Raw genomic sequence first — 23,727 nt, forward strand, 5'->3', positions numbered from 1 at the left:
ATTGAAAATACCTAGCGAAGCTATCAAAATGCAAAAACCTACAATCGCACATCATGGTGAGTTAGCGATAGCAGTGAAAAGCCCACAGCGAGTTTGCGAGCGAGGACTTGCAACGAATAGCGCGACCTGAAGCGATAGCGAAAGGGAACTTCCAAAGTTTAATGTAGCAATGTGAAATTCAGTTTAAAAGTTGAAAGATTTATAAGTTTATTCCATTGAGTAAATAATTCACATGCCAAAATACCAACAATCTAAGAGCAAAGCGATACTAAAGGCGTAGCCGTTTCCAAAAGCGAAGCGCGTCTAAAATCAAAACTTAATATTCAAAACAGACACAACATTTCCTTCACTTGTCACTTTTGACAAGATCCATTTTCCGTTTTCTTTATACACAGAAGCATCTTGTCCTTTTACGATATATACATTTGGAGCACCTGATTTTAGTAAAATCATGATAACTTTTGGCGTACTATCTACCAATTGATATCCGTTTTTAATCGGTTGTGCGTATAAAACAGCTTCCGTAGTTTCTGTCACCGTTTTTACAGCTCCATTTTGGACAACAGTTTTATCAATAGGAGTTTTTTCTTCTACTACTGTAATTTCTACGTTTTCAACAACTTCAATTGGTGTTTCTACAACCACTTTTGGCGTTTCTTTAATTGTTTTTTTTATTGGTTTATAACTATAATTTTTAGCTTCAATTTCTGCAAAAGCTCTTCTGAATGCTTGACTATACGCTTTTTCGTAAGCTTTTATTCTGGAGCGCCCTTGTGCAGTTTCCATCACAACTTGATTGGAACAATCGCGAAAAACGATGGACATTTTAGTCGTAAAAATACCCGAATCGTTATTTATGTCCATATACAATGCTAAACATCTGTCGTCTACCAAATCTTTCGGAAACTCTTCGCTATCATATAAAACTTCGAAACCTTCTTTTTTGAATGAATGACGCACCAACGTATTCACACGATACTTATCATGATCTTTTAAAAAGTCGAATTTATAAGGAACTACTACATATTTATAACTATTCAAATCTTGTGAAAAACAAGAAAACGTGATCAAAAGAAAAACAACACTCACTAAAAAACGTTTCATATTTTTATATTTTTTCTATTAGGCTTCCAAATTAAGGATTTTATTGGAATTCACTACTTTTTCTCCATCGGAAAAATGTAATTAAATCCAAGTTGTACAGAAGCATATTGTGCTTTTGCAATGTTTTGATATTCAAAAAGATTGTCTGCCATGATATAAAAATTCATGTTTCCAACGTGCGATGACAAACCGACACCAACATTTGTTTTGGAAAATCCGTCAACTGTATACGTTACTTTTCCGCTTAAAAAGCTAAATAATCGTCTGTAATAAAACGCCGTTACCGCAAGTTGTGGTCTTCGTGAACGTCCAATTGCAAATACTTGCAAACCAACTTCGTTTAAATAATCGCCATCTTCTGCAATGCAATTACATTCTTTCAATATTTTTTTGCCGTATTTGTACGAAGCAGAACCGTTTAATTTCGGCGAACGCCAAGAAACATACTTTTTTGTAATCGTATCCAGTTCGAATAAATCTTCAAAATTATCTTTAATTTCTTGCCAATATTCTTCCGCAGTTTGCCCAGAACCATTATTCGGAAACAGCGGATTTACACCTTCAAATGTATGTTGACCTTTTAATGTATATGTTTCTACATCTTTTGTGTGATGAATAAATCCGAGATCTTGAATACTTCCCGTAATTGTGAATTGTTCTTTTGGATGATACGTAAAACCAAGATCGACTCCTAATCCTAAATTTCCACCAAAAAGCACACGTTTGCGCAATTCCTTCACCGCTTTTTTATTCCAATCGTTTTGTCCGTCGTTGTCCAAATCAATCAAAGAAGCAAAACCCGAAGTTTGTAATTCTAAATCCAAATCAAACGCATGGTTATAGAAATTATTTGTGCCTTCTGTAGTGACAAAACTTCCATTATTATTGGTGGATTTAAAATTGAGTAGACTCGAATATATTTTTCCACGAATTCCATACGTCCATTTTTTGTTCACTTTAGTTGTTAAACCGACATGAAGCACAGAAATTAATTCGCCTTTTCCGTTCAAATCGCTCAAATCAAATTCACGATCGATATTATCACGATTTCCTTCGTATGCCAAAATTGCATAATCTCTCGGATAATACAAATGAATATCTGTTTCTTGATACAATCCAAAGGAAAGATATTTATTGCGTTCGAACGATTTTCCAACAGCAAATCCGCCACTTAAAATTTCTACTTGCTGATTGATTGTGAAGTAATCATTTCGATCTAAATTATAGACAACTCTCCGTAGTTTTTCATTAAAATCAATTCCATTAGCTGCAAATAAATCATATGCCGAAACGCCAGAAGCACCAAAACTTGCATGAATGTGTGATAATAACGGAATTCCAATATGCCATTTATAATTGACTTCAGCGCCAGGATTTAACAACAACGATTGTGGAATGTCCGTATAATTATACAGCAATTGCTTGTTCTGCGCATGCACAAAAAAAGAAAAGAGTATGAATACTATACTGAGTTTTTTCACAGATTATATTGTTAATTTTAGCTATCTATTTGAAAAAATAAAGTCGCTTTGGAGCGCATTTTTATAATTCCTTGACTGTTTTGATTGAGTGGAATTCCTGTCGGACTTGGAAACATATTTAAAATTAGTTCGAGTCGTACAGTATTTTTTAATTGTTCCAACGAAGCATCTTCAAAAACTTCGGTATGTGTGGTGACAACTTCGGTATTTCCATTTGGAGTTGTATCAATATTAAATGTATGAACTACTTGATTGTTTTCATCGTATAGAATAACATCTGCTCTAAAATTTCGATCAATTGAGTTCGTTACTTCAAAGAAGAATTCGGCTCTAATTAAGTTATCACGAATAAATTCTTCATTAAAAACATCCAATTCTAAATCGTCACTAACAGTTACAATTGCGGTTCCTGTTGGTTCTGAAAATTCTGAAGCAGGAAAGTTAAAAAAGATCAAACTCGATTCTACAATTGGAGAAATTGACAAATCTTCCGCTTGTTCAAAATCGACATCTTTCACACAAGAAGTGATGACAAATAGTAGTAAAAGTGGAATGATTTTTTTTATCATTGAAGGTTTTGATTTTAATTTTTGAATTGTCAAATCGAGCATTATTGAAATCAAAATATATTTTGATTAAAAATACTTCGCGTAGCTATCGAGATTAATAAAAAGCAGCTGTATTCTTTAGCTTCTCGACTGCGCTCGAAGTGACAAAGCATTGATTTTATTATATTTTATTCTTATAATAATCGATTGTGCATTTTGATAAAATTCGTCAATTCGAGTGAATTTTACGATTGAAAATAAGTAAAATTTGTATCGAGAATAGATTTTTTTATACTAAACTGGTTCTCGATACGATTTTTCGTGCCTCAAAATCACTCGAACCGACGCTTCACTATACTTTTGAATTCAAAATCCATAACGGCTTTATAATAGCCATTTCTTAAGTCGAACTATATTGATATAACAACTAACCTATTGAAAAAACGACGCTTTCATACTTTTATTACAGAATTTTTTCAATTTCTGATAAGTGACGAACTATTGGACAGTGTGAATGTTCGTGTTTTTGGTCAAAATCTACATGAATCGCATGCATATTTACTGCCAATGCACCTTGAATATCAGCTTCAAAACTATCGCCAATCATGAGTGTATTTTCAGGCGAAACACTTGCCAACGCTAATGCGTGATTGAATATTATTGGATTCGGTTTTTTTACATGAACACTTTCAGAATCTATAATATGTTCAAAATAATCATAAATACCCGAAGCTTTTATTTTTCTATTTTGCACTTCTCGAAAACCGTTGGTAATAATATGAAGTTTATAGTTTCCATGTAAATTTTCAAGTAGTTCTAAAGTGTATTCAAAAAGATGATTGAAGCTTGATAAGTGCGCAATATATTGTTCCGCTAAATGATTGATTAATTCGTCAGAAGCTTCAAATTCCAACGCTTTAAAAGTTTTTGCCAAACGTTCATAACGCAGTTCTGTTTTGGAAATTTTTTCTTCGCGAAAAAGTCGCCAATATTCTAAATTAATTGGCACATATATTTCTAAAAAACGATCAAAATCTACAGGAACTTCACTTTCAGTAAGTATTTTTTGAAAGGTTAATGCAGAGTTTTTTTCAAAATCCCAAAGTGTATGATCTAAATCAAAGAAAATATCGGTAATGTTACGCATTGCTGTGTTCTTTTAATAAATTGATATACAATTCTTTCCATTCTAAGTTACGTTCGGAAAGTACTACGTTGTGAAATACAGGTATAAAAGTACCGTTTACTTTTTGTACTTCTGCCAACATTTTCATGATTTCACTTGTAAAAACCTCAGCATTTAGTTCGCCCGAATATTCCATACAAAATGGATGAATTTTTAGCGGCGTTTGAATTTCCATACCAATGTCATAAAAGTAAAATGGACTGCACGTTCCTGCGCGAAATCCGTTGGTATTGCGATAACCCATAGAATAGTCTTCGGTAAATTCTAGATCGATTAAATTTCTATAAAATTGTGGCACATTTAGCTTGTTAAAATGTTGGCGCGCGCGTTTTACAGGTTTGTTTATTGTTGTGTTGAGTCGCTTCTTCTCTACTTTTAGTTTTTCGATATCTGTAAATGATTCATAGGAAGCTAAAAGCCCAATTTTACTGTAATCAGAGACGTTTTTTATCAATCGAATGAACTCATTTTTATAGATAGAAATGTTATGATCGTGCGTTGAATAATTCCCAATTTGGAAAAAATAGTATGCTTTTGTGCGGTATTTTTTGTGTAATGCAATAAATGCTTCAAAATTGTCATATGGATCTTCTTTCATGCCTAGTAATACCGCAAAACGGTCTATGAAACGTGAAAATTTAAACCGTACAATATCTGTAACAAATCCGCCAAGTACTCTAATCATTCCACGCTTTTTGTATGCATATGCAACTGGAATATTTATGACTGGTGTGTATGAAAATTTGCGTTCTTCAGGAACAATCGTTGGAAAAGCTTCTAAGAATATTTTTTTAAATTTTTGACACCAAATATCCACGACAGGCGTTGTCAGAAAATCATTTTTAAACGCTAAACTTTCCGCTGCTGTATAACGTCCGTGTTCGTCTTTTACATAAGGTAAATATTCTTCATATCTACTTAATAAATAGAAACTCGCGGCAAAAATATCGAATGGAATCATACTTTTTTCGCCTGTGGGAAATAAGCAAGGTGTTTTATCCCATTGCTGAATAGTAATATCTATTTCTCCAATTCCTTGCTCAAATAATAGATCTTGACTTCGCACAAAGAATTCATCGCCAAGCGGTTGTTTTGCGTACGACATTTTCACTTCGTTATGCGCAATAAAGGTTTCTATTTTAGTTGTAAAATCAACAGGAATACCTAATATCCGCGTAAGCAAATGTTTAAATGTGTATCGGAGTCTTGGTGTAATTTTTTGTGTGTATACTAACAGCATTTAGAACTCTTTTAATCTTTTTTAATTTGCTAAAAAATTGCTCTTTTCATTTCTGTATTTGTCTTTTCTTCATTGCTTAACACTGCTATGCAACTCAGAAAAGCCTTCATCAGAATTGAAAACTTCTAATTTTCGCTTAAATCCTAAAAGTTTAAACGAGTTCTTAGAGTAAGTTTTCATCAGCGAAACTAAAATACTCTTTTTCTGTGATAATTAAATGATCTAATACTTTTATATCTATATTTTCGGCACCTAAACTTAATTTCTTCGTAATTGCTTTGTCTGCCGCACTTGCTTTTAATGTTCCTGATGGATGATTATGTGCTAAAATAATCGCAACTGCGCCAACTTCCAATGCTGTTTTTAACACCAAACGAATGTCAACTAATGTTCCGGTGATTCCGCCTTTGCTCAATCGAATTTTTTTAAGCACTTTGTTTGAATTGTTGAGATATATAATCCAAAATTCTTCGTGTGGCAATTCGCCAATAATTGGTTGCATGATTTCGAATACCATTCTGCTCGACGTAATTTTTTTGAGTTCTACTTTGGTTTCTACTTGTCTTCGTTTGCCAAATTCTAATGCGGCGATAATTGTAATTGCTTTCACGAGTCCAACTCCTTTAAATTTTCGCAATTGTTCTGAAGATAACTTTGCGAGTTCGTTCAAATTTCCGCCAACAGAAGCTAAAATACGTTTGGAAAGTGATACGGCACTTTCTTCTTTGTTTCCTAATCGGATTAAAATGGCGAGTAATTCTGCATCACTTAATGCAGTTTTTCCTTTGTCAGCTAATTTTTCTCGCGGGCGATCATCTTTTGACCAATATTTGATAGATTGTAAGTGAGTGTCTTCCATTATATGTTTGTTTTTTCAACTTATAAATGTTTGATACAATCATATTCAAAAAAATTGAAGATGTTAGAAAATTTATAGATTAGCAGCTCATTTTTCACTATTAATTTTCATTTTCTTTGCTTGCCCAAAGAAAACAGAAACAAAAGAAAAGGCATTTTCTGGCAGGTATTTTTAGTTTTCTCTTTGGAAAACTAAAACCAAAAAACTTTTGCTAAATTTTCTCCAAGGCTTACGTAAGCGAATTTATTATGTTTACCCGTAATTTCTTCGTTCTCTTTTGGATTTAAAACCTCTGATAATGAACTAATTAAACTCAATACAGGGTTTAACTCAAGACTTAGATAGCTGTCTTTTTCACGGCTATACCGTATTCCGTGTGGAAATAGTAAGTCTTGTAGTTTTTGTTTGTTCACATAGTTTGATAACTCCCATGTTTTATGCAAGTTAGAAACTAATTTTATAGAATTATCCATATACAAATTAAACTTAGATTTTTCTATGCTGTTATTTTTGATTTCCTTTTCTATTGCTTCTTGTTCTAGCTTTAGTTTTTTGCTAAACTTTGTGTAAAGTTCCATATTTATTTCACCATATACAAAACGTTCCTCTACTTTTTCTAGCTTCTCTTTAATAGCGTTTAGGTTATACTTTAATTGCTCTGTAACATCCTTATTTGATTCATTATGATATTCAAATACATAGTTCAGTTGACACTTTAACGGTGCTATGAATTTTTTGGCTACCTCTAAAGTACTTAATAAGTTTTTGAATTTCTCATTCAATTTATCTGCACGGCTATAACCACTACAGCCTTTTGCATTGCATCTATAATAGTTAATCTTATATATTTTCTCTGTATATCCTGTTATTGGTTTTTCGCATCTATCACATTTAATAAATCCTTTCATCGGTAAATGTATGTTGTGCTTAGTGTGCTTAAAACCACCACCATTTTTTTCGTTGATGTTATTTACTTTTAAAAACAACCCTTTTGATACAATTGGTTTGTGATTTCCTTGTACAACTTGTCCATCCAGTAAGCTATTTGCAATGAGTCCACAATATACAGGATTGCGAAACATATCGGTAAGGCGTGGCGCATATAGTTTGAGTCCGTAATTTTTAAGTCGTTTTAGAATCTCGACATTTGATATGTTTTCGTTGGCTTTCCATTCAAATGCTTTGCGAACTAACTTCGTTTTTTCGTTGTGTATAAGAATCGGTCTATTTTGTTCGTCTCTAGCGTTTTTATATCCAAGTGGAGCGTTTCCAATATAGAAACCTTGTAAAAGACGTTGTTTCATTCCTGTGACTGTTTTGTCACGCCTTTGGTCATTATCATATTTACTAAATAGTAAATTCAGATTTTGAAAGAATGTACCTGTTGATGTTTTGGTGTCCATTGGTTGTGTGACTGAAATTACATTGATACCCTTTTTTTGTAATTTCTCAACGGTAGTAATAGCACTTGCGCCCGCCCTAGAAAAACGATCTATACTGTATACAATGATCGTTGCTATCTTTTTTTGTCGTACAAAGCTTAGCATTTTTTGAAACTGCTTGCGGTCATCTGTTTTAGCGCTTTCATACGTACCACCAAAATAGCCCGATATATCTAGCTTTGCCCTCTTTGCATAAGCGGTACAATATTCATTTTGACTTTCAAGACTCGTATTGTCTTTTTGTTTTGAACCCGAAACTCTTGTGTAGATAACGGCTTTATTGTTAGTAATAGCTGATTTATTGCTTTTCTTTGCAAAGCTTTGAAATTGAGTCAGATTGCCCATAGTTGGTAATGATGTTATGAGTTAATAATGATAATTCTTTTAAAGTGTTTATAATTTCAATTGCTTGTTCATTAGACACATCAGCGAATCCGTCGAAGCTTTTTAATTCTTCAATAGAAATCGTTTTTAATGTTGTTGTATCTTTTACATTTTTCATTTATAGGAACTATTGTATTACATCTTACCGCTAATACGTGGCTAGATGCTGTTATTCCCTTTTTAAAAATTGTAGAATTATTTGAAATCATATCTTCAATATTACAAAGAATTGAAACTAATTCCAATGATTCTACAACAAATTAATAGTTAAAATCTTACAATTTTAGATTAAGGAATATTATTGTATGTTTTATTTATTATAATGATCACTTCACGATAAAGTGATTATCTCTTACTATTGTATGTTTAAATTGTTTATTGATTCTATTATGTTCAAAACTTCTGGAATGATTTATTTGATAAATTCTTTATTGGTTTATAATTTTTACATATTGTTTCTTTTTAAGGTTACTGACTATTTTTCAGGTACTCAAAGTCTCTAAACTTTGAAGTAATATTTAATTCATGAGGTCTCTAAACCGTTATAGAATACAAATATGGAATGAATTGATTAAACATCATTTGTTCACTTTTGGTACTCGGTACGTAAAAACTGTAAGTCATTGATTTTATATGATTCTTTGAAAAGCAGTACAATTAGTTTTCTCCGAAAAATTGACTTTATTAGTTAGTAATGATAGTTCTATTTTAAAGCTTGCATAAATTCTTTATGTCTTTATGATTACAAAGATTCTATATAAAACTGAAATATCATTTGTAAAATTTTGGTTCCGAACCAAAGACTCGAAAGGGAAGGCTATGACTAAGAAAATGGTTAAAAAAGCACACATAATTACTGATTTTTTTATTTCTTTTTTTAAGGTTAAACATTCGTTTTAATTACGCCAACTCATTTTTTATGATCGTTATACTTATATGACAATTTCTTAAATACAGTTTGATGCGTTTATGAATACAAAGATTTAAAACAAAACTGAGATATCATTTGTACGCATTTTGTATCATACAAATGCCTTTAAAGGCAATACTATTGCTTAGAAAACAGTTCAAAAAGCACATAGAATTACTGTTTTTATTATTTCTTTTTTTAAGGTTCAACATTCGTTTTAATTACGCCAGCTCATTTTTTAGGATCGTTATACTTATAGGATAATTTCTTTAATACAGTTTGACGCGTTTGTGAGTACAAAGATTTAAAACAAAACTGAGTTATCATTTGTAAAATTTTGTGTACTACACAAAAGTCTTTAAGCGATTGTAAATTCTATGAAATTAGCTTGAAAATGGAACGGTCTTTTGAACTGAATTTTTCAGCTATTTTGAAGAATGGAATAGACGTATTTTCCATTAAGAAAACTAAAGCTGTTTTTTATTTTTTTTCAAAAAAATCATAGAAAAATCGTAAGCCTTCGGTAAACTGCATATTGCAGAGAATCTTTGAGTGGATTATTTTAGTCAGATGAAAAACTCCAAGAAACAAGAGCGTATGTTTGCCTTGATAGAAATGATGTACTTAGAAGATATCGATCAGAAATATTTTTGTGAGCGTGAAGATATCAAGCTGGCTACTTTAAAATATTGGCTGAAACACTATCATCTTGAAAAGAAATTAGATCAAGCGGAAATTCATCCTAGAGAAGAACCATCTTGGAGTAAATTTATTCCTATTGAAGTTGATATGCCCATGACTACTTCTGATTCATCAATTAAAATTGAATATCCAAACGGTGTTCGTCTACATTTAGATACCTGTTTATTAAATCAAAAGACTCTTTGCTCATTAACTCAACTTATATCATGTTTGGACTAGGAATTTCACACCGTTATCATTTATATAGTCACCCCACCGATATGCGTAAGAGTTTTGATGGTCTAGCAGGTATTATCCAAAAAGAACTCAACGGCTCTGCTCTGGATGGAACTGCATATATATTTATCAACAAATCACGTGATAAAGTAAAAATATTACATTGGGAAGATGGTGGTTTTGTGTTGTATTATAAACGCTTGGAATCTGGTCGCTTTGAGTTGCCTGTATATGATGCTTCTGTGATGGGTATTACTCTTAGTTATTCGCAATTGGTGTTACTTATCGATGGTATTTCAATCTCTCATATTCGTAGAAAAAAGCGATATCAAATACCTGCATAAATTGTTGTAAAACATTGTTTTTTCTAAGGAGTATTTGTATTTTTAACATGTGAAAACATCCTTATCTACAGTGGTTATCGATCAAGATTATGTTCAGATTCCTAAATCAGAATATGAACAGTTACTCTCTAACTATCAAAATTTAGAATTACAGTTATCTGAGTTAAAACGCCTTATTTTTGGTAGTAAAAGCGAACGATTTGTTCCTAACACAGATGCACTTCAATTAGGACTATTTACAGAAGAAACTTCTGAGCAGACAGCGGTAGTACAACAGCAGATTAGTTACAATCGGTCAAAAACAAAAAAGCATCCTATTCGTTTACCATTAGCTTCGCATTTACCAAGAGTTGAAGAAATAGTAGAACCTGTGCATATTGCTCAAGGTAGTATTAAAATAGGTGAAGAAATTACAGAAGTATTGGAGTATACGCCTTCTAGGGTCTATGTTCGTAAAATTATTCGTCCAAAATATGCATTACCAAATGATGCAGGAATCGTTATTGCTTCACTTCCTAGCATGATCTTGCCAAAATCCAATGTTGGAGCTGGATTATTAGCCCATATTTGTGTCAGCAAGTTCGTGGATCATCTTCCTTTTTATCGTCAGATACAAATTTTAAAAAGAGAAGACGTTGTTGTAGCAATGTCATCAATGACAGGTTGGTTTTCTAAAGGAGTAACACAATTGGAGGTATTATATGAAGTCCTACAAAAAGTAGTATTACAAAGTCAGTACCTCCAAGGGGACGAGTCGCCGATCAAAGTTCAAGACAATCATAAAAACGGAAGCTTGCATACAGGATATCATTGGGTATTCCATGCACCAGTGGAACGATTAGTATTATTTAAGTACGATCCTAGCAGGTCAGCAAAAGTTCCAAAAGATTTTTTACAACAGTTTAGCGGAACATTGCAAACTGATGGATATAGAGCATACCAAAATCTAAGTACCAAACATCCGATAAAGCTCTTGGCTTGCATGGCACATGCCAGGCGCTATTTTGAAAAAGCACTTGATAATGATAACGCAAGAGCCAGCCATGCTATGGGGCAAATCCAAAAACTATATGCCATAGAGCGAAAAATAAAAGAGCGTACTACAAATACACAGACCATAAAACGCTATAGAGAGTTATGTGCGAAGCCTATTTTAGAAAAGCTTCATACTTGGATGCAACAAGAGTACAGTAAAGTATTGCCTAAAAGCGCTATTGGAAAGGCTTTTGCGTATAGTTTAAACTTGTGGGATAAGCTAAGCGCTTACACACAAGATGGAAAGTATCTGATTGATAACAACCTAATAGAAAATGCAATTAGACCACTGGCACTCGGGCGCAAAAATTATCTCTTCGCGGGATCTCACAAGGCTGCACAACATGCAGCTATCATGTATTCTTTCTTTGCTACTTGTAAAATCAATGATGTAAATCCGTATCTGTGGCTACATGATGTCTTTAAAAGATTACCTGAGCATAAAGCCAATAAATTAGAAGAATTACTACCACAAAATTGGAAAAATCCAGCAGTAGTTTAAATTGTTAAAGAAATACCATTTTCTTAGCAGAATCTCTCCAATACTAAGAATAGCTTAAAATCAGACACCTATCTAAGAACTAGAAATACTAAGCTTGCTAACTATCAGTGTAATACGGTTTTTCATAACTCCTTTTATGTAAAATACAGTCTTACAAAATCATCCTGAAATATGCAATACGGGTTTTACCGAGTGCTTACGAAAAATCAATCCACATTGACCCTTATTTTATTAAATACTATTTATCATTTAATTATATTTTTTTCAAAAACTTTTCAGAATTTTTTTTCAAAAAATAAACTTCAAAAAACAGCCTTTTTTCAGAAAAACAGCAAGAATTTGGTGTTTTAATTTGAAATTCAGTTAAAAAGTGAAAGTGATTTGACCTTTTCGAAAAAAAATAAAACCACTTTTACTTTTTTTTATAATTCACTGAATTACAATTAGTTAATTTTTAAAAAAACAAATTAAAAAATTGAATTAAAAAACGAATATATTTTTTTCATAATTTAATTTCAAAAAACAGCCTTTTTTCAAAAAAATAGGTCGTTTTTCAAATTATTTAATAAAAAATTTGAACAAAATTAAAATTTTTCATTCAGTGATCAGTTTTAAAAAAAGAATTGAAAAAAATATTTACGTTCTGATTTGCATAAAAAAATAACGTTGCGATCCTCAAATTGGATACCCAATTTCAGCGATAAAAAATGAATACTGATTTTCGATTTACTTAAAGTATTACTTTAAGGTTCTTGACACGTTCATTTATCTTTTTTTTAAAGATATTTCAATGTTCTTTTTCACCTTTATTTTTGTAAATGAGATGTAGAAGTTTAAAATAATAAACTCGAAAATTTTGAGACATTGAGTACTTAAAAAATGACCCATTGAAAGCGTTTTCAATTTGAATAGAACTTATCGTATTCTATGATAAAAGCAAATAAAAATCTATCTATTTTCACAACTAATCACTAAGTGATGAGTAATTTTTTTCAACTTGTTCTTTAGCAATAAGTTGATATGAAAAACTAAATTCTTCACTATCTGCTTAATGATGAGTTCCTTTTGTATCTAAATTTCAGCTTACTGCTTAACAGTGAGTTGATTTTTCTTTATTATTTAAGGCTTAATGATGAATGAAAAATAAAGGTTAAAACAACTCATTGCTTAGTGATAAGTTAGGTTTTATGATAAAACAAAAGCTTCAATAATTACAATTGAAGCTTTTAAAAATATATCAAAACATGGTTTCTTTTAAAGAAAAGAAAACTTTGTAAATCTTGTTATTTTATAAGCAATACCAAACACATGGTTTTATCTTCACAACTAAGTTTACTAAAATGCGAGAATACATTTTCTCATTACGGAAACCCGTAAGTTTATTGCGTTTTTTATTTGTAGGCAACAAGCTTAGCTATTGTAAAACTGTATCTATTTTACGGTATTACCGTAATGAGTTGCTTTTTAGACTTTTATCTTTGATGCTGAATTTACACTTTACTAAATATGATAAATTAAATCATAATAAAAGCCAAGGTTTTATACTTTATTCATTGAAATACTTTACGTATTATTAGTAATTTACAGACTAGTAAAACCTAATTTAAGTATAACTTATTATGAAAAAAAGATTCAACAGTTGGGGGTATCCATTTTGTTTTCAGTAATGTATACAAATTGAACACTTGAAGCTTAAACGAAGAAGATAACACTATTGAAACCATTGACAAAAATAAAATTCAACATCCAAACGATAGGAGATATTTTAAAAATTATTTCTTTAGTAATTGGTGCTTTAATAGCTTTTACAGCACCATTTATTCACATGTGCTTTGATAAAAGTTCTGAAGTTGAAGTTTTCGGATATTACAATGCTCGAATGTTCTGCTATGCAATAGGCATGCCTGTAACTCTCTTTTTTTCTGCTCTTTTTGTTTCTTTCAGTTCAATGTTTATTCATATTAAAATTTTCAGAAAAATTATGTCTATTATTTCATACATGATTTTATCTATTTCAATTTATTATATAATTTGGAGTATCTGGGCAAGGAAAGATTTTCCCAAACCTTATTACTATACTTCTATCATTATCTTATCACTAATTTCTAGTTATCTATTGTTTTTATTAATAAAGAGAACAACTAAAAATACCATTAGACTTTCTAATATTGCTAGAGATCTAAAGTCTTTAGAAGTAGAGTCAAAAACTATAAATGACATTGCTAATATTATGCCTTCAAAAGACGAAACAGTCACCTATAAAGCAATGATTGATGTTACTGGAGAAAATATTGGAGAATCTATTAAGAAAATTGACAACGAAATAAATAAAGACTAAGAATCTTTAGAGTCATGGAGAACGAGGAATTAGAAAATATTAAAAATGAACTCCTAAAAAAGTTAGAGTCAGAATTTAAAGAATCTGAAACTATTCAATGGTTTGTAGAAATAGAGATCAAAAGACTCACAACAAAAGAAACTGATTATTCAGAAATAAAGAAAATTGCAAGATTGACCTCAAAAATTTTAAAAGGCAAAAAAAAATAACCTCTATTCGCTATTTTTCTGTTTGTCGTCTTTTAATTGATTTTTCAATGCGTTAAAAATATTTTCATCATTTAATATATTGAGTAGTTTGTGTGTGAAAAAATTGTTTATCTCTTTTCCAATTATAAGGGTTAAAGCTTTTTTTACTTTTTCATCATTCACTAGTGAATTAAGCAAACTCAAACTAAAATCAGGATTACTATTCAAAATATTAATATCTATTTGCTGATCTTCACTTAAATTATACATATTCCCTTTTCCCGTCAATAACCAAGTTGGATTTACTTCTTTATAAGCATTGAGATATTTTTCTATGTTTAACTCAGTAAGACCAGTTTTTTTTCCTAAAACACCATTAGCAATTCCAGTATCTCCATAAAATTTTCGATTACTAATCCCTTTATCTTTTAGATGTTTGAGTATTCTTAATTTAATTTTAGAGGAAAATCGCTCCATATTGTTTAATTATTGAGATAAGTGTCTATATTTGTGGAGACATTTATGTATTTATACTAATTTAGACTGTAAAATGCTGATTTTTTTTTCATGTTAATACAAAATAATCATTGCTTTTTGCAGTCTTAATTACAATAATGAGTTTATTATTTAAGACAACTAAGATAGTAAAATTAAAAGATTAGATTAGAATATCTTGTTTTAAAATAAATGAATGATCTCATAAATCATAAGGAAAATTATCCTTATTGTCTTTATATTTTCATGTTATTTATGGCTAGATAACGCTTTTACAAATATAAAAATATTTGAAAAAGTTAACTAATCAAAAACACAGCAGTTTTGCTTTATATGCGATATAAAAAAATAGCATGTAAGGTTGAATTATAGGCTTTTATCATTACAATACTCTATATTTTATTAGTATTTTACGATTTAGTAAATTATTAATTTTAAAAAGTATTAACATGAAAAAAGTATTTCTAATCTTGACAGGAATTTTATTGATGAATTTAACAGGTTGTAACCCTGAAGCTTTAAACGAAGACGATAACACTATTGAAACCATTGACAAAGATAAAATTCAACATCCAGACGATAGGGGATAATATAAAAATTATTTCTTTAGTAATTGGTGCTGTAATAGCATTTACAGCACCATTTATTCACATGTGCTTTGATAAAAATTCTGAAGTTGAAGTTTTCGGATATTATAATGCTCGAATGTTCTGCTATGCAATAGGCATTCCTGTAACTCTCTTTTTTTCTGCTCTTTTTGTTTCTTTCAGTTCAATGTTTATTCATATTAAAATTTTCAGAAAAATTATGTTTATTATTTCATACATGATTTTATCTATTTCAATTTATTATATAATTTGGAGTATTTGGGCAAGGAAGGATTTTCCCAAACCTTATTACTATACTTCTATCATTATCTTATCACTAATTTCTAGTTATCTATTGTTTTTCTTGATAAAGAGAACAACTAAAAATACCGTTAGACTTTCTAATATTGCTAGAAATTTAAAGTCTTTAGAAGGAGAGTCAAAAACTATAAATGACATTGCCAATATTATGCCTTCAAAAGACGAAACAGTAACGTATAAAGCAATGATTGATTTTACTGGAGAAAATATTGGAGAATCTATTAAGAAAATTGACAACGAGATAAACAAAGACTAATAACCTTTAGAGTCATGGCAAAAGAGGAATTAGAAAATATTAAAAATGAACTCCTAAAAAAGTTAGAGTCAGAATTTAAAGAATCTGAAACTATTCAATGGTTTGTAGAAATAGAGATCAAAAGACTCACAACAAAAGAAACTGATTATTCAGAAATAAAGAAAATTGCAAGATTGACTTCAAAAATTTTAAAAGGCAAAAAAAAATAAACTTTATTCGCTATTTTTCTGTTTGCTGTCTTTTAATTGATTTTTCAATGCGTTACAAATATTTTCATTATTTAATATATCGAGTAGTTTGTGTGTGAAAAAATTGTTTATCTCTTTTCCAATTATAAGGGTTAAAGCTTTTTTTACTTTTTCATCATTCACTAGTGAATTAAGCAAACTCAAACTAAAATCAGGATTACTATTCAAAATATTAATATCTATTTGCTGATCTTCACTTAAATTATACATATTCCCTTTTCCCGTCAATAACCAAGTTGGATTTACTTCTTTATAAGCATTGAGATATTTTTCTATGTTTAACTCAGTAAGACCAGTTTTTTTTCCTAAAATACCATTAGCAATTCCAGTATCTCCATAAAATTTTCGATTACTAATCCCTTTATCTTTTAGATGTTCGAGTATTCTTAATTTAATTTTAGAGGAAAATTGCTCCATATTGTTTAATTATTGAGATAAATGTCTATATTTGTGGAGACATTTATATATTTATGCTAATTTAGACTGTAAAATGCTGATTCTTTTTTTCATGTTAATACAAAATAATCATTGCTTTTTGCAGTCTTAAATTATAATAATGAGTTTTTTTATTAAAGACAACTAATATAGTAAAATTAAAAGATTGGATTAGAATATCTAATTTTAAAATAAATTAATAATCCCATAAAACAAGGTTGAAATTACACTTACAGTTTTTATTTTTTTCATGTTATTTATGGTTAAGTAACGTATAGAAGTTTCCTTATTATCTAAAAATTGTATTGCAAATAATTTTTAATAATGGACGTAGCTAAAAATAGTTTAAAAGTAACATATTAATTTTTTGTTGTAATAATATACAAAATGATTAGAAGGTTTAAAGTAGTTCAGCTTCAATTTTTAGGTTGATTAATTACTTTTTTTCATGATTACAGTTTTTATTGGTTATTGCACCTGTTCTAGGGCAGGTGCAATTTAATATGAAATTAAAAAACTGTGTTTATCAGTGCTTTTATTGTATTACAATGTACGATCCGTTAATGATTAATATAGAAATATATGATACACAAAGAACAACGCATTAAACTCAAAAAAGTTTTAGCACATAATTATACAAAAGGTGTTCTGAAAATTTTAAAAGAGAAGAAAATAACTAACAGAAGAGGAACACCTTACGGATCATCAATGATAAGAAATGTATTTAACGGTCTTAACCAGAATGAAGCTATTGAAGATGCAATTATGGAACTTTTTATCCAAACCCAAGAAGACATTAAAGAAACCGTTGAAGAGAGAAATCGAATTTTAGAAATATAGCGGTTGCTAGTTTATACCTAGACAACGAGTTTCAGAAAAACACTTTTGTGCTACATTTAATATGTGTTATAAATACAGTATTTCATTGATACTGTTGTTTAAGGCAGGGCGATTGACGGCTTACTTCTCGTCGCCTTGCTGACTAAATAAATGTAAAGATCTAATTAAAAAATTTCAACTTTCATTTCGATTTAACTCAATGTAACACGTGGCAATGAATATGAATTTAGAAGAAAGAAAAACAGAACATTTAAAATGGTTTATAATAGGATTTTGTAGTGCCTTTGGGATTGGAATACTGTTATTTACTGTATTATATTTTTATTTAAAGTAAACCTAAATTACTTGAACCCCCGTTTTCATCAGAACTAAATATTAACACACCGTACATTTTTTTCTTAGAAAATTATGGATAAACAACACGTAGTTTTATTTGGGCAATGCATGTTGTTAGGTGTGTTAAAAGTGGATCTTAGGAAACCTTTCAAAGCGACGGTTGGGTAGCTGTCGCTTTGTTTTTTACTTCGAGAAGTTCAGAACCAAACAGGAAATGATAAAGATTTCCATTTTCATGGGAATAAGATGTCTAATTACTTGCTGTTTTTAGAAAGGCAAGGCGTTACTAGGTCTATAGAGGTTGTGCCTAGCCGCCTTGTTATCATTAATAGATTCCTGCCTTCGCAGGAATGACAAAAAACTAATAAATGAGATTCCCATTTTCATGGGAAATGAATATGAATAAAGAAAAGCTATTATTTTTAAAAGGTTTCATTACAGGTTTTTTAACTGCAACGGTATTTATTGTACTTTTTGTTATCGTGGTTTTGTGTGTGAAGTATTCTTGATTTATCAGATTGGAATACCTTTTTATTTATTTAAAAACCCTTCAGTTGTAATGATTGAAGGGTTTTGTTTTGTTACTCTAAATTAAAGGTGTGTAAAGTTATTTTAGTATCAATATTTTTTATGTAAAGCTATTTTAGGACGACTGTTAAAATAAGTAAAGTTATATTAGTACGATAAGTTTAAACTGTAAAGTAGTTTTAGGATTAGACATTTACTAAAGTTTGTTTAACAACTGCTCAGCGTTTGTCTAAAGATTGCTGAAAATTTGTTTAAGAATTGTTTAGAGTTTTATTTATAATTATCACTAAAATAAATTAAGTATCTGAAAAACAAATTTTTATAGTTTTTACCATATTAAAGCGGAATTATTAATCTACGGACTCGGCCTTAAATCCAATTTTCTGTAATGTAGCTTTTACATCTTCTTCCGAAGCTCCATCGCCTTCTATAGTTAGAATTTTATCAGGATTGGTTGTATCTACTTCCCAGTTTACAACACCATCTTGTTTGTTTAAAAAAGGGGTTACTTTAGATACACAACCACCACAATTAATATTTGTTTTAAATTTTAAAGTTTTCATAGTATTTGAATTTATAATTAATATTAAAGTTTTATTCGTTTAAGTCTTAGACTATTTGTCACTACCGAAACACTACTGAATGCCATTGCTGCTCCTGCAATCATAGGATCTAATAAGAAACCATTTATTGGATACAAAACACCTGCGGCAATAGGTATTCCAATGATGTTATAAATGAATGCCCAAAACAGGTTTTGTCGGATACCTAACACGGTTCTTTTTGATAGCTCTAATGCTTTGGGAATGGATTGTAAATCTGACGTTATCAATGTCATTTTTGCGACGTCCATTGCTATGTCTGATCCTTTACCCATTGCAATACTCACATTAGCCTGTGCTAAAGCGTGAGAATCATTGATGCCATCGCCAACCATAGCTACTATTTTTCCATCTGCCTGTAATTTTTCAACAAAAGCTGCTTTCTCCGAAGGCATTACTTCACCTTTGTAATTTGTTATTCCTACCTGCATTGCGACAGCAGATGCGGTTTTCTTATTATCTCCAGTAAGCATATACACTTCAATTCCTCTTTCTTGCAGTATAGCTATTGCCTTTTTAGAAGTTTCCTTAATCTTGTCCGCAATGGCCAGTATTGCCAGCACTTGTTTTTCATTACTGAAGAATATTACCGTCTTTGCTTGGTCTTCTAAACTTTCAGTTGTTTGGGTAAAGTTAATGTCGATTTGAATATTTTTCTCGACCATTAGTTTATGGTTGCCCACATAATACTTTGAACCATTTTCAGCTTGAACGCCTTTTCCCGTAATACTTTCAAAAGCTGAAATTTCAGATTGTTCGACGTTTTGCTCTTTTAAATGGTTGACAACCGCTTCTGCCAAAGGATGTTCTGATTGACTTTCGATAGCCAATAGAGTTTGTTTGTATTTACTTAGGTCGTCAAGTTTATCGTTCCAAATTACATCAGTTACATTAGGTTTTCCTTCTGTAATCGTGCCTGTTTTGTCAAGAATTACCGCATTTACTTTATAACCTAGTTCCAAGCTTTCGGCATCTTTTATAAGAATATTATTTTCTGCTCCTTTGCCAATGCCTACCATTATTGCCGTAGGTGTTGCCAACCCTAATGCGCAAGGACAGGCAATGACCAATACAGCGACTGAAGTCAATAATGCTTGAGAAAATGCGTTGTTACCACCAATCGAAAACCAAACAATAAATGTTATAATGGAAATACTCATTACCACAGGAACAAATATTCCAGCGATTTTATCGACCAATTTTTGAACAGGCGCTTTACTTCCTTGGGCTTCCTGTACCATTTTGATGATTTGGGATAATAAGGTTTCCCCGCCTACTTTTTCAGCGGTAAATTGAAAACTTCCTTTTTGGTTTACCGTACCTGCAAATACTTTTTCATCCTTTGTTTTTTCTACAGGAACAGGTTCCCCCGTAATCATACTTTCATTCACATAAGAATTTCCTTTTGAGACTAAACCATCAACAGGAATTTTTTCTCCAGGTTTCACCAAAATAGTTTGCCCTACTTGCACAGATGAAATCGGAATTTCTTTTTCTTCATCATTCTCAATAATTTTTAGCGTTTTAGGTTGTAGACCCATCAGTTTTTTAATAGCCGAAGAGGTATTAGATTTTGCCTTTTCCTCCAATAATTTCCCCAAGGAAATAAAGGTTATAATTACTGTTGCTGCTTCATAATAGACGTGAGGTTCAGTACCTCGACTCAACCAAAATTCAGAAAAAAATGTATTGAATACACTAAACAAGAAAGCGATTCCAGTACTCAAGGCTACCAAGGTATCCATATTGGCTTTACCATATTTGGCTTGCTTAAAGGCGTTTATAAAGAAACTTCGCCCAAACCAAAAAAGTATAGGAAACGTCAGTACCAAGGAAATCCATTTTCCTGGTCCCCAATTCATATAGAACATTCCTAATACGAAAATTGGAAGGGTAAGAATAGCCGACCAAATAGTACGGTTTTTTATATCCTGATAGTGTTTTTGTTGAAGTTCTTGCTGGGCTTCTGATGAATTTTCGGTATCCAGAATTAAATCGTAACCAACTCCTCTTAACGCATTTTGAAAGTTCTCGGGATTTATGGCTTTATCATATTCTACCAAAACAGAACTGCTGGCAAAATTGACGCTGGCATCAAAGACACCTTCAGTATGTTTTAGTACAGACTCTACACTTGCTGCGCAGGATGCACAGGTCATACCAGTAACTGGAAATGATTCTTTTATTCCTTGCTTATGTTTTTTTTCTTTGGTTTCAAAAATGTTAACTGTATCCATAATCCTATTGTTATTTGTACACTACAAATTTCGGGATTAAAGGACTTTAATATGTTACGTTATATGCTGAATGAATTGTAAAATTTACTGAAACTCCAAACTGTTGTCCGAGTTTGGTTTGTTAATGATCTGGTAAATAGAGTTTAATGCTTCAATCGTCAAAAGTTACTTCATCCAAATCTAGCTGGGCATGAAGTTTTATATTATTATTTTAATGACACTATTCATTTGACAGTACGAAAGATTTAATCTGCTTTGTTTTTTTACTCAGTTCTTTGTTGTCAGTAGTTTTTGTTTTTATCTGTCTAAGTCTGTAGAAGAAATATCTTTCTTACCTTACTTAATTCACTAACCAATTCAATGGAGTTGAAGATTGCTAATTTTTAAGTTTAGTTTGAACACGTATTAACTGTCTTGAAAAGTAATTTGTATCAGGAGAGTTTTGTTCTTTAGATAGATTTACTGCTGTTTGATGAGCTTTCAACGCTTTTTTTATTTCATTATTTTCTTCATAAGCATCACCTAAAGCTTTATGAGCAATAGCCGATTGAGGATATTTTTTTATATTTTCTTCAAATAAATTGATTGCCATATCCGTTTGACCATCATCAAGTAATACATAGGCAACACGCCTTAATGTTCTATTAGGAATCTCTTTAGAAGTTTGATACTTATCAGCTCTATGTGAATAATAGGTTTTAAGAGCATTAAGCCCACCACGGTTTTTGAAATCTTCATAACTACTGTATCTAGGAGATTGATAATCGGCAAATACTTTAGATAACCCTTCATACATAGTAAGATATGGAGTGGTCATATGTACTTGATTTTCTATAAAGTTATATTTCCAATCTAATGATTTAGGAGCTTCATTTTTTAAGATTTCTACAAACTTTTTAAGCGCATTTGTTGCACGTTCACCTTCTGCCGCTTCATCTGCTAATGTAAAATAAAGAGATTTATTTAGTGCCTTTTCTGTTTTAAACAATTCATTAAACTTACCATGTAATTCAGAGTCTAAAATTTGAATTACAGGACTTGCCGCTATATAATTATCAAACAACGAGGATTCTGTTGCCAAATAATTTAAGACAAATGCACCAGCCATAGAGTGACCAAAAATGGTTTTATGGTTTGTAGTGCGATAGTTTTTTTCAACAAACGGTATCACTTCATCTTTAATATACTGCTTAAATTTATCCCTCTCTCTGGCTAAATCTCTATTTCTTGTTCCTTGATTATTTGGAATAGCAACAATAATACTTTCTGGCATTCTTTCATTTTCAGCTAAAAGGGTGGACGCATTCGATGTATGTTGAAAATGATTGTCGCCATCTAAAACATAGATTACGGGATATTTCTTTTCTGAGTTTTTGTAATCATTTGGTAGGTGAATCAATAAATTGCGTTCTTCATTTAGGATAGATGATTGAATCTTATGAAGGCTACCAATTTCTACTGTAACTGGCTCACTAACTATTTCTTGTTGTGCTTGAGTAGTAGTTAAAAATAGGATTACTAATATTCCTGTAATGATTTTTTTCATTTTAATGATTGTTTAAATTTTAATTAAAAGTAGAATAACCTTATACAATTTAATAGAGGTATATGCTATCTCAAGTTGTTCCAAAATATTGGACACTACAAATTTCAGAACTTTTAGCGAAGAACGTGTTATGGAATATACCGAAAGAGTTATAGAATATGCCGAAGGAGTTATAGAGTCTTCCGTTGTAAAACTTATCTGCTCTAAATTTCATCCAACGATTTACGATTTCTATCAATAGATTTCTTAAAGTGCGTTGGCGTCATTCCAGTTACTTTTTTAAATTGGTTGCTCAAATAGGCAACGCTACTATAATTCAACTTATAGGCTATTTCACTTAAAGTTAACTCGTCATAGACTATCAGTTCTTTAACGCGTTCAATCTTCTGATTTATAATATATTCCTCAAATGTGATACTTTCAACCGATGAGAAAAGTGAGCTTAAATATTTGTAATCTAGGTTGAGTTCATTACTTATGACGTCTGCCCATACTATATCAGTTTCTTCATTTGAATGGTGTATTCTATTTACAACCAAATTCTTCATTTGCTCAATTAACTGACTTTTACGATTATTAATTAAACTAAAACCAGCATCTCGAAGTTTTTGGGACAATGCCTCTTTGTGCGTTTCATTAGGTTTTGAAACCAACTTTACTTCACCCAATTTAACAGTGCTATATGGAATGTTCAATTCTTCCAAAATATTAGATACTGCAGATATGCATCTTGGGCATACCATGTTTTTTATATGGATAATCTCATTCATACTTTATTTGCTTCAAAACAATGTTAATTCAGATTTGGATAGAGAAT

At 30.9% G+C, this 23,727-nt stretch carries 23 protein-coding genes; 9 read left to right on the forward strand and 14 right to left on the reverse strand.

The window, feature by feature from the left end:
- Nucleotides 1-309: 309 nt before the first annotated feature.
- From IMCC3317_RS09265 to IMCC3317_RS09300, 8 genes are all read right to left on the reverse strand, one after another.
- Nucleotides 310-1,104, reverse strand: a complete 795-nt coding sequence (locus IMCC3317_RS09265) for a hypothetical protein (RefSeq protein WP_160129235.1) — start codon at nucleotides 1,102-1,104, stop codon at nucleotides 310-312.
- Between the two features lie 53 nt (nucleotides 1,105-1,157).
- Nucleotides 1,158-2,585: a DUF5723 family protein gene (locus tag IMCC3317_RS09270; RefSeq protein WP_228055013.1), complete on the reverse strand. Its 1,428-nt coding sequence runs from the start codon at nucleotides 2,583-2,585 to the stop codon at nucleotides 1,158-1,160.
- A gap of 17 nt (nucleotides 2,586-2,602) precedes the next feature.
- Nucleotides 2,603-3,154, reverse strand: a complete 552-nt coding sequence (locus tag IMCC3317_RS09275; RefSeq protein WP_160129236.1) for a hypothetical protein — start codon at nucleotides 3,152-3,154, stop codon at nucleotides 2,603-2,605.
- Nucleotides 3,155-3,596: 442 nt separating this feature from the next.
- On the reverse strand, nucleotides 3,597-4,280 hold the full coding sequence (locus tag IMCC3317_RS09280; RefSeq protein ID WP_160129237.1) for a YjjG family noncanonical pyrimidine nucleotidase: 684 nt from the start codon (nucleotides 4,278-4,280) through the stop codon (nucleotides 3,597-3,599).
- On the reverse strand, nucleotides 4,273-5,559 hold the full coding sequence (locus IMCC3317_RS09285) for a polysaccharide deacetylase family protein (RefSeq protein ID WP_160129238.1): 1,287 nt from the start codon (nucleotides 5,557-5,559) through the stop codon (nucleotides 4,273-4,275). The genes IMCC3317_RS09280 and IMCC3317_RS09285 overlap by 8 nt, the downstream gene beginning before the upstream one ends.
- A 163-nt stretch (nucleotides 5,560-5,722) precedes the next feature.
- A complete protein-coding gene (gene radC, locus IMCC3317_RS09290) occupies nucleotides 5,723-6,418 on the reverse strand; it encodes a RadC family protein (RefSeq protein ID WP_160129239.1) in 696 nt (231 codons plus the stop codon).
- Between the two features lie 191 nt (nucleotides 6,419-6,609).
- A complete protein-coding gene (locus tag IMCC3317_RS09295) occupies nucleotides 6,610-8,205 on the reverse strand; it encodes a recombinase family protein (RefSeq protein WP_160129240.1) in 1,596 nt (531 codons plus the stop codon).
- Nucleotides 8,159-8,362, reverse strand: coding sequence for a hypothetical protein (locus IMCC3317_RS09300; RefSeq protein WP_160129241.1), 204 nt, complete (start codon nucleotides 8,360-8,362; stop codon nucleotides 8,159-8,161). Before IMCC3317_RS09300 ends, IMCC3317_RS09295 begins: the two co-directional genes overlap by 47 nt.
- Before the next feature lie 1,362 nt (nucleotides 8,363-9,724).
- Between IMCC3317_RS09300 and tnpA the strand changes: the two genes are divergently transcribed.
- The 5 genes from tnpA to IMCC3317_RS09325 all read left to right on the forward strand — a co-directional run bounded on the left by tnpA (nucleotide 9,725) and on the right by IMCC3317_RS09325 (nucleotide 14,500).
- Entirely contained in the window at nucleotides 9,725-10,075 is a 351-nt protein-coding gene (tnpA, locus tag IMCC3317_RS09305) for an IS66 family insertion sequence element accessory protein TnpA (protein WP_160128709.1), read from the forward strand.
- On the forward strand, nucleotides 10,063-10,416 hold the full coding sequence (gene tnpB, locus IMCC3317_RS09310) for an IS66 family insertion sequence element accessory protein TnpB (RefSeq protein WP_228054780.1): 354 nt from the start codon (nucleotides 10,063-10,065) through the stop codon (nucleotides 10,414-10,416). Before tnpA ends, tnpB begins: the two co-directional genes overlap by 13 nt.
- 49 nt (nucleotides 10,417-10,465) lie before the next feature.
- Nucleotides 10,466-11,953, forward strand: coding sequence for an IS66 family transposase (tnpC, locus tag IMCC3317_RS09315; protein WP_228054778.1), 1,488 nt, complete (start codon nucleotides 10,466-10,468; stop codon nucleotides 11,951-11,953).
- A 1,723-nt stretch (nucleotides 11,954-13,676) separates the two neighbouring features.
- A complete protein-coding gene (locus IMCC3317_RS09320) occupies nucleotides 13,677-14,291 on the forward strand; it encodes a hypothetical protein (protein WP_160129242.1) in 615 nt (204 codons plus the stop codon).
- 14 nt (nucleotides 14,292-14,305) lie between these two features.
- A complete protein-coding gene (locus IMCC3317_RS09325) occupies nucleotides 14,306-14,500 on the forward strand; it encodes a hypothetical protein (RefSeq protein ID WP_160129243.1) in 195 nt (64 codons plus the stop codon).
- A 3-nt stretch (nucleotides 14,501-14,503) separates the two neighbouring features.
- On the opposite strand, the gene IMCC3317_RS09330 is transcribed toward IMCC3317_RS09325, so the two are convergent.
- Nucleotides 14,504-14,956, reverse strand: a complete 453-nt coding sequence (locus IMCC3317_RS09330) for a hypothetical protein (RefSeq protein ID WP_160129244.1) — start codon at nucleotides 14,954-14,956, stop codon at nucleotides 14,504-14,506.
- 467 nt (nucleotides 14,957-15,423) lie between these two features.
- On the opposite strand from IMCC3317_RS09330, the gene IMCC3317_RS09335 reads away from it, so the two are divergent.
- From IMCC3317_RS09335 to IMCC3317_RS09345, 3 genes are all read left to right on the forward strand, one after another.
- Entirely contained in the window at nucleotides 15,424-15,564 is a 141-nt protein-coding gene (locus IMCC3317_RS09335) for a hypothetical protein (RefSeq protein WP_160129245.1), read from the forward strand.
- Between the two features lie 217 nt (nucleotides 15,565-15,781).
- Complete coding sequence (locus tag IMCC3317_RS09340) at nucleotides 15,782-16,138, forward strand: hypothetical protein (RefSeq protein WP_160129246.1); 357 nt, start codon at nucleotides 15,782-15,784, stop codon at nucleotides 16,136-16,138.
- 14 nt (nucleotides 16,139-16,152) lie between these two features.
- Complete coding sequence (locus tag IMCC3317_RS09345) at nucleotides 16,153-16,347, forward strand: hypothetical protein (protein ID WP_160129247.1); 195 nt, start codon at nucleotides 16,153-16,155, stop codon at nucleotides 16,345-16,347.
- A 3-nt stretch (nucleotides 16,348-16,350) separates the two neighbouring features.
- Here the strand turns inward: IMCC3317_RS09345 and IMCC3317_RS09350 are convergent, their stop codons facing one another.
- Entirely contained in the window at nucleotides 16,351-16,803 is a 453-nt protein-coding gene (locus tag IMCC3317_RS09350) for a hypothetical protein (protein ID WP_160129248.1), read from the reverse strand.
- 600 nt (nucleotides 16,804-17,403) lie between these two features.
- Here IMCC3317_RS09350 and IMCC3317_RS09355 point away from each other — a divergent pair.
- Nucleotides 17,404-17,661 carry a hypothetical protein gene (locus tag IMCC3317_RS09355; protein WP_160129249.1) on the forward strand — a complete coding sequence of 86 codons (258 nt, stop codon included), beginning with the start codon at nucleotides 17,404-17,406 and terminating at the stop codon, nucleotides 17,659-17,661.
- A 1,214-nt stretch (nucleotides 17,662-18,875) separates the two neighbouring features.
- Here the strand turns inward: IMCC3317_RS09355 and IMCC3317_RS09360 are convergent.
- From IMCC3317_RS09360 to IMCC3317_RS09375, 4 genes are all read right to left on the reverse strand, one after another.
- A complete protein-coding gene (locus IMCC3317_RS09360; RefSeq protein WP_160129250.1) occupies nucleotides 18,876-19,088 on the reverse strand; it encodes a heavy-metal-associated domain-containing protein in 213 nt (70 codons plus the stop codon).
- 23 nt (nucleotides 19,089-19,111) lie between these two features.
- Nucleotides 19,112-21,364: a heavy metal translocating P-type ATPase gene (locus IMCC3317_RS09365; RefSeq protein WP_160129251.1), complete on the reverse strand. Its 2,253-nt coding sequence runs from the start codon at nucleotides 21,362-21,364 to the stop codon at nucleotides 19,112-19,114.
- Between the two features lie 376 nt (nucleotides 21,365-21,740).
- On the reverse strand, nucleotides 21,741-22,910 hold the full coding sequence (locus tag IMCC3317_RS09370) for an alpha/beta hydrolase-fold protein (protein WP_160129252.1): 1,170 nt from the start codon (nucleotides 22,908-22,910) through the stop codon (nucleotides 21,741-21,743).
- Between the two features lie 203 nt (nucleotides 22,911-23,113).
- Entirely contained in the window at nucleotides 23,114-23,680 is a 567-nt protein-coding gene (locus IMCC3317_RS09375; protein ID WP_160129253.1) for a helix-turn-helix domain-containing protein, read from the reverse strand.
- Nucleotides 23,681-23,727 lie beyond the last annotated feature (47 nt).

Origin of the sequence: Kordia antarctica, assembly GCF_009901525.1 — a bacterium.
Lineage (GTDB): Bacteria > Bacteroidota > Bacteroidia > Flavobacteriales > Flavobacteriaceae > Kordia > Kordia antarctica.